The organism is Nonomuraea cavernae (genome assembly GCF_040655715.1).
In the GTDB taxonomy this organism is placed as follows: Bacteria; Actinomycetota; Actinomycetes; order Streptosporangiales; family Streptosporangiaceae; genus Nonomuraea; species Nonomuraea cavernae_A.
Genome location: NZ_JBFAKL010000018.1, coordinates 1 through 11,339, shown reverse-complemented (window position 1 = coordinate 11,339; position 11,339 = coordinate 1). Strand labels below are relative to the sequence as shown.

The 11,339-nt window shown below is 69.4% G+C and carries 11 protein-coding genes; 6 read left to right on the top strand and 5 right to left on the bottom strand.

Annotation, left to right across the window (positions count from 1 at the left end; translation table 11 throughout):
* Nucleotides 1–127: 127 nt before the first annotated feature.
* On the top strand, nucleotides 128–706 hold the full coding sequence (locus AB0I38_RS24865) for a flavin reductase family protein (RefSeq protein ID WP_358471954.1): 579 nt from the start codon (nucleotides 128–130) through the stop codon (nucleotides 704–706).
* A gap of 13 nt (nucleotides 707–719) precedes the next feature.
* Here AB0I38_RS24865 and AB0I38_RS24860 read toward each other — a convergent pair whose 3' ends face one another.
* Nucleotides 720–1,610 carry an IclR family transcriptional regulator gene (locus tag AB0I38_RS24860; protein ID WP_358471953.1) on the bottom strand — a complete coding sequence of 297 codons (891 nt, stop codon included), beginning with the start codon at nucleotides 1,608–1,610 and terminating at the stop codon, nucleotides 720–722.
* Nucleotides 1,611–1,803: 193 nt separating this feature from the next.
* Here AB0I38_RS24860 and AB0I38_RS24855 point away from each other — a divergent pair, with 193 nt between their 5' ends.
* Entirely contained in the window at nucleotides 1,804–2,802 is a 999-nt protein-coding gene (locus tag AB0I38_RS24855; RefSeq protein WP_358471951.1) for an LLM class F420-dependent oxidoreductase, read from the top strand.
* The gene (locus AB0I38_RS24850) at nucleotides 2,799–3,293 is read left to right on the top strand and encodes a nuclear transport factor 2 family protein (RefSeq protein WP_358471949.1); all 495 of its coding nucleotides are present in this window, start codon (nucleotides 2,799–2,801) and stop codon (nucleotides 3,291–3,293) included. Before AB0I38_RS24855 ends, AB0I38_RS24850 begins: the two co-directional genes overlap by 4 nt.
* 108 nt (nucleotides 3,294–3,401) lie before the next feature.
* Here AB0I38_RS24850 and AB0I38_RS24845 read toward each other — a convergent pair whose 3' ends face one another.
* Both AB0I38_RS24845 and AB0I38_RS24840 read right to left on the bottom strand, forming a co-directional pair.
* Nucleotides 3,402–4,301 carry an LLM class F420-dependent oxidoreductase gene (locus AB0I38_RS24845; RefSeq protein WP_358471947.1) on the bottom strand — a complete coding sequence of 300 codons (900 nt, stop codon included), beginning with the start codon at nucleotides 4,299–4,301 and terminating at the stop codon, nucleotides 3,402–3,404.
* A 13-nt stretch (nucleotides 4,302–4,314) separates the two neighbouring features.
* Nucleotides 4,315–5,493, bottom strand: a complete 1,179-nt coding sequence (locus AB0I38_RS24840; RefSeq protein WP_358471946.1) for an acyl-CoA dehydrogenase family protein — start codon at nucleotides 5,491–5,493, stop codon at nucleotides 4,315–4,317.
* A gap of 63 nt (nucleotides 5,494–5,556) precedes the next feature.
* On the opposite strand from AB0I38_RS24840, the gene AB0I38_RS24835 reads away from it, so the two are divergent.
* The 3 genes from AB0I38_RS24835 to AB0I38_RS24825 all read left to right on the top strand — a co-directional run bounded on the left by AB0I38_RS24835 (nucleotide 5,557) and on the right by AB0I38_RS24825 (nucleotide 8,550).
* On the top strand, nucleotides 5,557–6,630 hold the full coding sequence (locus AB0I38_RS24835; RefSeq protein WP_358471944.1) for an acyl-CoA dehydrogenase family protein: 1,074 nt from the start codon (nucleotides 5,557–5,559) through the stop codon (nucleotides 6,628–6,630).
* Between the two features lie 167 nt (nucleotides 6,631–6,797).
* A complete protein-coding gene (locus tag AB0I38_RS24830) occupies nucleotides 6,798–7,583 on the top strand; it encodes a ribosome hibernation promotion factor (RefSeq protein WP_358471942.1) in 786 nt (261 codons plus the stop codon).
* Between the two features lie 199 nt (nucleotides 7,584–7,782).
* Nucleotides 7,783–8,550: an SAM-dependent methyltransferase gene (locus AB0I38_RS24825; RefSeq protein WP_358471940.1), complete on the top strand. Its 768-nt coding sequence runs from the start codon at nucleotides 7,783–7,785 to the stop codon at nucleotides 8,548–8,550.
* 566 nt (nucleotides 8,551–9,116) lie between these two features.
* Here AB0I38_RS24825 and AB0I38_RS24820 read toward each other — a convergent pair.
* Both AB0I38_RS24820 and AB0I38_RS24815 read right to left on the bottom strand, forming a co-directional pair.
* Nucleotides 9,117–9,641, bottom strand: coding sequence for a hypothetical protein (locus AB0I38_RS24820; protein WP_358471938.1), 525 nt, complete (start codon nucleotides 9,639–9,641; stop codon nucleotides 9,117–9,119).
* Between the two features lie 137 nt (nucleotides 9,642–9,778).
* Entirely contained in the window at nucleotides 9,779–11,125 is a 1,347-nt protein-coding gene (locus AB0I38_RS24815) for a S1 family peptidase (protein WP_358471936.1), read from the bottom strand.
* Between the last annotated feature and the right edge of the window lie 214 nt (nucleotides 11,126–11,339).

The window sequence follows — 11,339 nt, the reverse complement described above, 5'->3', positions numbered from 1 at the left end:
GGGCGGCCGGGGTCCGGGGCGGGCCGGAGCGGAAAGCCCTTCCACTCAACGGGATCCCGCCGTCTGGCCGCCGTACGGGCTTTTGTACGTTCGTCATCCGAGCCCCCCCGGTACGCGAGGTGAATTGATGACAGCCGCATCCCCCGACTCGCCGTTCCCGCCGGACCCCGGCGCGCCGACCCCGGCGGAGTTCCGGCGGGCGATGGGGATGTTCGCGAGCGGCGTGACGGTGATCAGCGGCCTGGACGGCGAGGAGCCGGTGGGCTTCGCGTGCCAGTCGTTCGCCTCGGTGTCGCTGGAGCCGCCGCTGATCCTCTTCTGCGCCGACCACAACGGCCGCACCTGGCCCCGGATCCGCGACTCGGGCCGCTTCTGCGTGAACGTGCTGGGTGAGGAGCAGGTCGACATCTGCGGCCGGTTCGGCTCCAGCAAGGGCAGGAAGTACGACGGGCTCGACTGGGACCTGTCCCGATGGGGCACGCCGGCGCTGCGCGACGTACTGCTGCGCGTGCACGCCGAGGTGCACGACGTGCACGTGGCGGGCGACCACGACGTGGTGATCGGCCGGGTCGTGGAGCTGGAGCCGGTCCGCGAGCAGCGCCCGATGCTGTTCTTCCGCGGCAGGTTCGGCGTCGAGCAGCCGCTGCCCGCCGATCAGGCTCCGCCCGGGCCCAACCTGTGGGGCTGGGGCGACCACTGGGGGTGATCGGCCTCGCGCCTCACAGCCAGTCGCCGTTCTGGCCGACGGCGAGCATCTGGTTCATCGTCTCGGCGGACCAGGTGGCATCGGGCGTCCGCGCGGCGGCGCGGGCGCGCCTCGGAGTCTCCAGGCCGGGGAAGAGCGTCAGCGCGGCCTGCCGCGCGGCGTCGACCACGAGCGGGGCGACCTTCTCCAGCGGCGTACGGCTCTCGCCCACCAGGGAGATGCTCGCCACCGGCCCCTCGTGGCCGCGGATCGCCGCCGCCACGCAGGAGATCTGGGGGAAGCACTCCCCTCGCTCGAAGGCCAGGCCGTGGCGCTGCCGGATCCGGTTGAGCTCCTGGTGCAGGGTGCCGATGTCGCCGATCGTCCGGTTGGTCAGCCGGCTGATGGGGCCGCCGATCAGCGCGTCGACCTGCTCCGGCTCCAGCCAGGCGAGGATCGCCTTGCCCAGCGCGGTGCAGTGGGCCGGCGCCCGGCCGCCCACCCGCGAGGGCACCGACAGGGCGAACCTGCCGCCGACCTTGTCCAGGTAGAAGACCTCCGCGCCGTCGAGGACCGCGAGGTGGACGACCATCCCCGTCTTGATCTGCAGCTCGTGCAGCAGCGGCGCCGCCGCCTCGCGAATCTCGCCGTGGCTCCCGTCGCGACCGCCGAGGCCGAGCGCGCGCTTGCCCAGGCGGTAGCCGAAGGACGTGTGGTCGAGCCAGTTCAGCTGGACGAGCTGGTCGAGGATCCGGTGTGCCGTGGAGCGTGGGAGATGGGTACGGCGGGCGACGTCCTCAAGAGTGAGCCGGGTGGAACGGCCGGTGAACGCGTCCATGATCAACGTCATCCGCTCGACCATCGACGGCGGCAGGTCACGTCGCGGAGCTGCCGCCGAAGCCTGCTCAGTGCTGAGAGCGGTCATCACACCCCCCAAAACTGAAATGAATTCTTGTCTGGACCATAGCAACGCACCGCGCCGGTGGGAAGACGTCGAACGACCTGTACGCTCCGACCTGTCCGATTCCGTTCAGTGAGACCGGCAGGTCAGCCCAGCGACCGGTTGAGTAGAAAGAATTCCGCGAACCGGGGTCCAGAGACGACGTGAGGTGAAGCCGGTGCGGATCGGCATAGTGAGTCCCATCGTGGTGCGCTTTCCGGGCACCCACTCGGAATGGGAGGCCACGGCGGGCGCCGACGACCTGGGCCGCGTCGCCGAGACCGCCGACCGGCTGGGCTACCACCACCTCACCTGCAGCGAGCACGTCGCCGTCCCTGCCGAGGCGGCCCGGCAGCGCGGCGGCGCCTACTGGGATCCGCTCGCCACGCTGGGCTATCTCGCCGCCCGCACCCGCCGCATCCGGCTGGCCACCCACGTGCTCGTGCTCGGCTACCACCACCCCCTGGAGATCGCCAAGAGGTACGGCACGCTCGACCTGATCAGCGGCGGGCGGCTCACCCTCGGCCTGGGCGTGGGCAGCCTGGAGGAGGAGTTCGAGCTGCTCGGCGTGCCGTTCGAGGATCGCGGCCCGCGCGCCGACGAGGCGCTCGCCGCGCTGCGCTCCTCCCTCTCGCGGCGGGAGCCGGAGTTCCACGGCCGCTACTACGACTACTCCGGATTCGTGGTGGAGCCGCACGCGGTGCAACCGCGGGTCCCGCTGTGGATCGGCGGCCAGACCCGGCGCTCGCTGCGCCGCGCGACGACCCACGGCGACGGCTGGGCGCCGTTCGGGCTTCCGCTGGACGCGCTCGCCACGATGCTCCGCGAGACCGACCTGCCCGCCGCCTTCGACGTCGTGCTCGGCATCAGCCGCCCGGTGGACCCGACCGGCTCTCCCGACAGCGCGACGCGCGCCCTGGAACGGGTCCGCGAGGCGGGCGCCACGGTGGCGGCCGTCTACGTGGCCGCCACCTCGGCCGCCCACTACTGCGACCAACTGGAGGCGCTGCACGCCCTCGGGGGCGAGATCGGCCTCGACTTCAGCCCACCGGCCCCGGCCACGGGACCAGGCGCGGAACCGGCCACGGGACCCGGCACAGGACCAACCGTGGCACCAGCCGAAAGACCGGCCACGAAACCGGCCACGGAGCTGGCTCGTCTCGGGGAGGACGGTTGACCGGCGTCGAGGAGCGGCTCGCCCTGCTGGAGGAGCGCACCCGCAGGCTGGAGGACGAGCTGGAGGTGACCCGCCTCGTCCTGTCCTACGGCCCGCTGGTCGACAGCGGCAGCGCCGACGCCGTCGCCGCGCTGTGGGAGCCCGGCGGCGTGTACGACGTGGACGAGCTGCTGATGAACGGCCGGGCCGAGATCGCCGCCATGGTCCGCTCCGACGCGCACCAGGGCTGGATCGCCCGCGGCTGCGCCCACGTCATCGGCGCCCCGCACGTCACGGTGACCGGTGACGAGGCGGTCGCCCGCGGCTACTCCCTGATGATCGTCAGGGACCGCTCCGGCGACGGTTTCAGGGTCCGCCGCGCCACCGCCAACCACTGGACGCTGCGCCGGGGCCCGGACGGCTGGCGCGTCGTCACCCGCGTCAACCGCGTCCTCGACGGCCGCTCCGAGTCGCCCGAACTCCTGGCCGGCGATCTCCCGGCCCCGTCCTGAAAGGGGGCGTCGCCATGGCGGCCGCCGACGACCGCGTCCAGATCATCGAACGCCCGGCCGACCTCGCTCTCCTTCGGACCGGCGGCGTCCGCCGGGGATCGGCGTCCATCAGGGCGTCAGCCCGAGGCGGGCGGCGCAGGCGGAGAGCTCGTCCATGGCCGCCGCCAGGTCGGCCGTCGGCGTCCCCGACAGCAGGATCCGGTCGGCGCCGAGGGCGGCCAGGGCATCGGCCTTCTCAGGCGTGACGCGGGAGACGAGGTGCCCGAGGGTGAGTTCGAGCGCGAGCGGATCGCGCCCCGCCCGATCGGCCGCGGCGCGCATCTCGCCGAGCAGCCGCCGTAGCTCCTCCCCCGCGACGCCGAGCGGCTGGAAGCCGTCGCCGAGCCGGCCCGCGCGGCGCGCGGCCGCGACGCTGTGGCCGCCGACGTGGATCGGCACACCGCCGCGCACCGGCTTGGGGTACGTCATGGCCCCGTCGAAACCGAAGAACTCCCCGTGGTGGCTGACCCCGTCCGGCGACTCACCGGACCACAGGGCGCGCATCACCCGGATCTGCTCGTCGGCCCGCCGCCCGCGCGTGGCGAAGTCGGTGCCGCAGGCCTCGATCTCCTCCTTCATCCACCCCATGCCGACGCCCAGGCGCAGCCGTCCGCCGGAGAGCGCGTCGAGGGTGGCGGCGCGCTTGGCCAGGACGACGGGGTGGTGGTTGGGCAGGACCAGGACGCCCGTGGCCAGCCCGATCCGGGTCGTCCGGCCGGCCAGGAAGCCGAGCAGGTCGAGCGGGTCGGGGATGGCGCAGTCGTCGGCGAGCTCCATCCGCCCCGACCGGTCGTACGGGTAGACGCTGGAGTATCTGCTCATCACCACGGTGTGCTCGACCACCACGATGGACTCGAACCCGCACGCCTCGGCGTGCCGGGCGAAGCCGCCGATCCACTCGGGGTCGGCTGTGGTGTTCGCGGCGACCGGCGCCAGCACCGCGTATTTCATCGCCCGCTCCCCCTGCATCGCCTACTCCTCTTCATCGCCCGCTCCCGGGACGCGCCTCGCGGGGCAGCCCGAGCACGCGCTCGGCGATGATGTTGCGCTGGATCTCGTTCGAGCCGGCATAGATCGTGTCTGACCGGGAGAACAGGTAGAGCCGCTGCGCGTCGCTCAGGTCGTACGGCGGCCCGTCCGCGATCATCCCGGCGGCGCCGAGCACGTCCATGGCCAGTTCGCCCAGCTCCCGGTGCCAGACCCCCCAGACCAGCTTGGAGATGGACGACTCGGGCCCCGGCGCGCCCGCCGCGATGCCCGCCATGGTGCGGACCGCGTTGAGCCGCATGACCCGCAGGCCCATCCAGGAGCGGACGAGCCGGTCGCGCAGCAGCGGGTCGTCGATCGCGCCGGTGCGCCGGGCGACCTCGATGACGGCCTCCAGCTCGTGACGGAATCCCACCTGCTGGCCGAGCGTGGCCACGCCGCGCTCGAAGCCGAGCGTGGCCATGGCGATCTTCCAGCCGTCGCCGGGCGCGCCCACGAGGTTGGCGGCGTCGGTCACCGCGTCGTCGAAGAAGACCTCGTTGAACTCACTGGTGCCGGTCATCTGCACGATCGGCCTGATCTCCACGCCGTCCTGGCGCATCGGCACCAGCAGGTACGACAGCCCGTGGTGGCGGGTGGAGCCAGGCTCGGTGCGGCAGATCACGAAGCACCAGTCGGCCTCCAGGGCGAGGGAGGTCCACACCTTCTGCCCGCTGACGCGCCACCGGTCGCCGTCGAGCTCGGCGCGGGTCTGCACGCCGGCCAGGTCGGAGCCGGCGCCGGGCTCGGAGTAGCCCTGGCACCACAGCTCCTCGACGTCCACGATCGGCGGCAGGAACCGCCGCCGCTGCTCGTCGGTGCCGAACGCGATGATGGTCGGGCCGAGCAGGTTCTCGCCGATGTGGCCGACCCGGGCGGGCGCGCGGGCCAGGGCGTACTCCTCGTGGAAGGCGACCTGGTCCTCGACGCTCGCGCCGCGTCCGCCATACTGCTCGGGCCAGCCCAGGCAGGTCCAGCCGGCCGCCGCCAGGTGCCGCTCCCAGGCCAGCCGGACATCGAACGCCTCGTGCTCGCGGCCGGGTCCGCCCAGCCCGCGGGCTCCGGCGAACTCGCCCGACAGGTTGTCCTCCAGCCAGGCGCGCACCTCGGCTCTGAAGGTTTCGCTCCGGTTCACAGGTGGCACTCTACCAAACAGTTGTTAGAATAAGGATCCCCGACCGTTGACCCTGGGACGAACATGATCACCACCGACGAGCAGGAAGAGCTGCGGCGCACCGTGCGCGCCCTTCTCGCGCGCAACCCTCCGTCCCGGCCCGAGCCGGACGCCGACGCGGGCTACGACGAGACCGTGTGGCGGCTGCTCGCCGACCAGGTGGGCGCCTTCGGGCTGGCCGTTCCCGTGGAGCACGGCGGTGCGGGCTGCACGGCGGCCGAGACGCAGGTGGTGTGCGAGGAGCTGGGCCGCACCCTGGCCACGCTCCCCTACCTTGGCTCCGCCGTGCTCGCGACCGAGGCGCTGCTCGCCTGCGGGGCCACCGACCCCTTGCCCGGCCTCGCCGACGGCAGCCGGGTCGGCACGGTCGCCTGGGCCGAGAACGGCAGCTGGGACCCGGCGGCCATCCGGGCGCGGACGCGCGACGGCCTGCTCACCGGGGTGAAGGAGCACGTCCTCGACGGCGCGCGCGCCGACCTGCTCATCGTGCCCGCGCTCACGCCAGACGGCGACCTCGCCGTCTACACCGTCGAGCCCACCGCTCCCGGCGTGCAGGTGGAGCCGCTGACCACGCTCGACCGCACCAGGCCGCAGGCACGCGTGACGTTCGACGGGGCGCCCGCCCGGCTGATCGGCGCCGACGGGCACCGGGTCCTCGACCGGCTGCTCGCGGTCGCCGCCACCGCCCTCAGCGCCGAACAGCTCGGCGGCAGCGCCCGCTGCCTGGAGATGACGCTCGACTACGTGAAGGTCAGGGAGCAGTTCGGCCGGCCGATCGGCTCGTTCCAGGCGGTCAAGCACCGGCTGGCCGACCTGTACGTGCTGGTCGAGTCGGCCCGCTCCGTCAGCCACGACGCCGCCCTGGCGCTCGCCGAGAACGCTCCCGACCTGGGCGTACGCGCCGCGACCGCCCAGGCGTACTGCGCCGAGGCGTTCTCCGCCGTGACCGCCGAGACGATCCAGCTGCACGGCGGCATCGGCTTCACCTGGGAGCACGAGGCCCACCTCTACTTCAAGCGGGCCCACTCCGCCGCCAGGCTGTTCGGCGACGCCGCCTGGCACCGCGCCCGCCTCGCCTCCCACGTCCTGGACGGCTGACCCTGCGCCGAGGACGCCACCACCGGTACAGCCCCGTTCCATGGTCCGCGCGGACCCGAGGAGCGCGTAGGGCCGGAGGTCCTTTGGACATGGTCTTTCTCCTCTACCCGCGACCTGCGGTTCAACGATTGGCTGTGATCGCAGGGAACGGCAGAAGGAGGCACGACATGAGACGCCGGAACGCGCCGGTCGCCATAGAACCCGCCGACGTTCGCGTCGAGACACGCGGCCCGGTCCGCCAGGGAGCCGTCGAGCACGCCCGGCAGGCCATCGCCGCGCTGGCCCGGCTGGCCCACGAGCCCGTACTGTACGCGCGGATCAAGCTGACGGCCCCGGCCGCCCCCGACGTGAAGCGGCCGTACACGGCGCAGGCCAACCTCGACGTCAGCGGACGCCTCATCCGCGCCCAGGCCTCGGGCTCGTCCATGTACCAGGCGCTCGACCTGCTGGAGGAGCGGGTACGCACCCGGTTGCGGCGCACCGCCAGGCACTGGGGGGAGCTGCGCGGACGCCACTGGCCAGAGCGGGAAGCCTCGCTGCCGGTCCTGCCGCGCCCGCGGCGCGAGCCGGACGTCGAGCGGGAGATCGTCCGGCACAAGACGCTGGGCGCCTACCGCGCCACCCCGGAGGAGGCCGCCTTCGACATGGAGCAGCTCGACTTCGACTTCTACCTGTTCACCGAGGCCGGCAGCGGTCAGGACAGCGTCCTGTACCGTGCCGGTGACGGCTACCTGCTGGCCCAGGTGGAGCCGCGGCCGGAGGCGCTCGGCGAGGTGATGATGCCGCTCACGGTCGATCCCGGCCCGGCGCCCCGGCTGACCACCGCCGAGGCGGTGGACCGGCTGGGGGCCGGCGGCCGGGCGTTCGAGTTCTTTGCCGACGCGGAGACCGGCCGCGGCCGGCTGATCTACCACCGGTACGACGGCGGCTACGGGCTGATCACGATCGGCTGACCGGGGCCGCGCGCCGGGCGGCGCCGGGACCTCCGCCCCGAGGTCCCGGCGCCTTCTCCGCTCCGCGCTGGGCACGAACTCCCGTACAAAAGGAACAGTCGGGGCAGGATCGACACTTGGGATCTTCCTCGCGTTAGGCTCTGTCGTGCCCAGCCCCTTCCTGGAAGGCACGACGATGACCGACGGTCCGCTCAGCCGTGTGAACACCGAGATCCCGAGTCCGGCCCGGATCTATGACCTGTGGCTGGGCGGCAAGGACAACTACGAGATCGACCGCGTCGTGAGCGCGCAGATCCTCCAGGCGGTTCCCGAGCTGCCCATCCTGGCCAGGACGAACCGCGAGTTCCTCGGCCGGGCGGTGCGCCACATGGCCGCCGAGGCGGGGGTCCGGCAGTTCCTCGACATCGGCACCGGGATCCCCACGGCGGACAACACTCACCAGGTCGCCCAGTCCGTCTCGGCCGACTGCAAGGTCGTGTACGTGGACAACGACCCAGTGGTGCTGGCCCACGCGCGGGCGCTGCTGCGCACCTCGGGGCAGAGCCACACCTGGTTCATCGACAGCGACCTGCGCGACCCCGACAAGATCATCGCTGCGGCGGGCGAGCATCTGGACTTCTCCCAGCCGATCGGGCTGGTGCTGCTCGGCGTGGTGGAGTTCCTGCCCGACAGCGACCGGCCCAAGGAGATCATCCAGCGGCTGATGGAGCCCATGGCCCCGGGCAGCCACCTGGCCATCTCCCACGGCCTGGTCGGCAAGCAGCTGGAGGAGGGGGTGCGCAGCTGGAACGAGAGCGGCGCCGTCCCGATCACGCTGCGCACCCACGAGGAGCTGACCGGCTTCTTCGATGGGCTGGAGCTGCTGGAGCCGGGCGTGGTGGCGCTGCCGCGCTGGCGGCCCACGCCGGAGACGCTCTACGCCGACCGCGAGGCCGTCTACTACGCGGGCGTGGGCCGCAAGCCCTAGCCAGGAGAACGCCGCGGCGTTCTCCCCGATTCACTCACGGAAGCGGCAGGTGACGGGACGGGGGCGCCCACCGGCAACTGCGGTCGTGGATGCGGCGGACAAAGTACTCCGCCACCTCTCACCGTTTGTTTCGTAAATCCCATTCGTCGCACGAGGATCCCCTCCATGTTATGGAAACATGTACCGGAGAGCCTCAGAATCCATATCAGGAAAGATGCAGTCCGCACACACTCCCTAACTCAACTTGATCTTCCAGCGACCTGGAGCCCAAGTTAGGCTGCGATGATCCACGCGTATTTCAGACCAGCGCAGCTCTGCCGGTCAGCGATACGCCCATCGCCCCAGGGAGAAGGTGTTGCGACGTTGGCAAAGCTGCGCCTTATCCATCTCGATCGCAGCCACATCGATCATGGTGACCTCCACTCCTGCCCACGCCGTAGAACGCTGCGTGAGCAACACATGGGCCCTAGGCTGCTATGACGAGATTGGCTACACGATCGAAGCCTGTGACAAGAACGCGGACGGCAGGCGATCCGGAACATCCATCGACTCTTGTGACGGCTAGTCTAGACACCGACACTTTCCACAGAACCAATGACAAAGACGTCGCCATTCGGAGCATGAGTGAGACAGCCGATGTCACCGTCTACCCTGTATCCGAACGGTACATCTTTTCCCCATTTCTCATACCCGCCCACCAGGTCTAACGATGCGCCTTGAAGGATATTGCCGACATTAGGGACAGTCACCCCGCGTTTGCTGTTGATCCATGCTGGGATCGTGCCCTTCGGCCAGACAAGCCCAACAGGTCTCGAGCCAGCCATCATCAGTTCCAAGCACCTGTTCGCGGAGTTATAGCTCAGTTCCCCTTTTACTGCGACGAGAAAGTTAAGCGTTGAGGTGCGGACGACGATCTTCGGATCGTGGCCAACCGTACGTACATGGTCAACGCCTTCGGCGTCAGATGGTTGGTCAGCCTGACGTGCTGTTGCCGTTACCCCACCGTCCGATGGAGAGCAGGCAGCAAGCGGGATCAGCAGAGCCAGGATGACTGTGCCGAAAGATCGGGGACGACAGCGCAACTGTCTCATGGATTCATCCAACCATCAGGAGATGAGGATGAGGACCTTCTTCGCAAGTCTGGGCATCAAGACCAGGCTGCCGGGCAAACTCCTGCTGTTGAGTACCGCGAGGTGAACGGCTTCAACAGCAGGAGGCAACAGGCCGCTCAGCAGGTAGGACAGGTCCATACCTTCCATGTGGTCCCGAAGCCGTCCGCGGCTGAGTAGCCCTTGGCCGAAGCCAAGACCGTCTCGCCGCTGCTTTGAAGTATTCCGCTTGATACTCCGATCGCTGTGGACCCCCAATACCCCGGGCCTCCACTGTCCCCCGACCGCATGAGGTAGTTCGTGACGATGCCGCGAGGGCCAGCAGCACCTACGGCGATGAACCTGGTGATTTTTCCGCATTGGGCGGGCCGTTCGGCTCCGGCGGTTGCTCTCCCGAATGAGCAAATGGGCTGATTTATCTCCGCGGTGTTGAGGACGTCTCTGGCGTACCGGGGCAGATTCAGGTCGTAGTAGAAGGTCCGGGTGTATGTAAGGCTGCCGCCTCCATAGCGAGCCAGGTCATATGGGTCGCCGTTGCCCGTCCGCCCTAACGTTGTTCCCTGGGTGTAGTAATCCGGGTGATTCCGGTACCAGAAATAGAGAGGACCTGCGCAGTGCCGAGCGGTTACTGCGTTCTTCTCGCCGGAAGTGGAGATCGCATTGAAGGCGGCTGTGCATTGTGTCGTTCCGGGCGCACCCTCCTCCAGGAATCCTCCGCCTCTGAGGTAGTCGTCGATGGGCTGGAACCCTATTGAGTCCGCAATGTTGAGACTCACATTGATCTTGTCGTTGGGTGGAGGTTCCGGCTGGAGGGTGGCCTGCAGCGTTGCCCCGTCCGTGGCAAGCCCCCTCTTGAGCTCGGCTGTGAGGGTGACGGCCCCGGTCTCGAAGTCTGTTGTGGCCTGCGCCTGGGCCACTTCCGGGTGGGCGCTAAGTGCGTCGTAACGCGACCGGGCGATCTGATCGAGCTCCTTTTCAGAGAATCCCTTGTTGCCGACAAGCACGACCTCTACGGGAAGCTGCTTGGCGAGGTTGACAGCTTCCAATGGGACCTGGCCTTTGAAGGCGATGAGAGCGCCGCGACCATCGTCGGCGATCTTCAGCCCTGCAAGGTCGTCAGGGAATTTGGATCGGAGCGAGGCGGCGAAGGGGTTGATGCGCGGAGTCCAGGCGTAGCGATCGATCGATTCCTCGAAGCTGATCCCCTCCGCGGCCGCGAGGCGATTGAGGTCGATGAGCTCGGCAAAGGGGATGCCATCGACGTCGATCGTGGGATCAGGAACAGGCCCGTCTGGCATGGCGCGTTGAGCGGACGGGGTTTTGGCGATGACGTCCACTGCATATCTGTCGAGAGCCTGCTTGAGCGTGATTCCCTTACTCTGCGCTTCCTTCGACAGCATCTCCAGCGTGGGTCGTTTTAGAGTGGGCTGGGTGTCTGCCGTGAGTGTGACGGCCTCCGCGCTCACGGTCGGCTCTGGGGGTGGGACTGTCGGCAGAGGCAGAAGGTAAAGGTAAGCCAGCTATCGGGATCGCTACACAGGTTGAATTCGTAGAGCCGGTCATGTGGCCACGGTGGTCTCCTCGACCTCGATGACTCACGAGGTGGTCGTCCCTCCTGATCAGTTTCGACTGATGGAGATTTCCGCCTGATCGTCCGGTTCATCTCCGGCGAGTGACACG

Coding starts and splice junctions, on each gene's coding strand:
- AB0I38_RS24865 (WP_358471954.1), top strand. CDS start 128: ATGACAGCCGCATCCCCCGACTCGCCGTTCCCGCCGGACCCCGGCGCG.
- AB0I38_RS24860 (WP_358471953.1), bottom strand. CDS start 1,610: ATGACCGCTCTCAGCACTGAGCAGGCTTCGGCGGCAGCTCCGCGACGT.
- AB0I38_RS24845 (WP_358471947.1), bottom strand. CDS start 4,301: ATGCAGGGGGAGCGGGCGATGAAATACGCGGTGCTGGCGCCGGTCGCC.
- AB0I38_RS24835 (WP_358471944.1), top strand. CDS start 5,557: ATGATCACCACCGACGAGCAGGAAGAGCTGCGGCGCACCGTGCGCGCC.
- AB0I38_RS24830 (WP_358471942.1), top strand. CDS start 6,798: ATGAGACGCCGGAACGCGCCGGTCGCCATAGAACCCGCCGACGTTCGC.
- AB0I38_RS24820 (WP_358471938.1), bottom strand. CDS start 9,641: ATGAGACAGTTGCGCTGTCGTCCCCGATCTTTCGGCACAGTCATCCTG.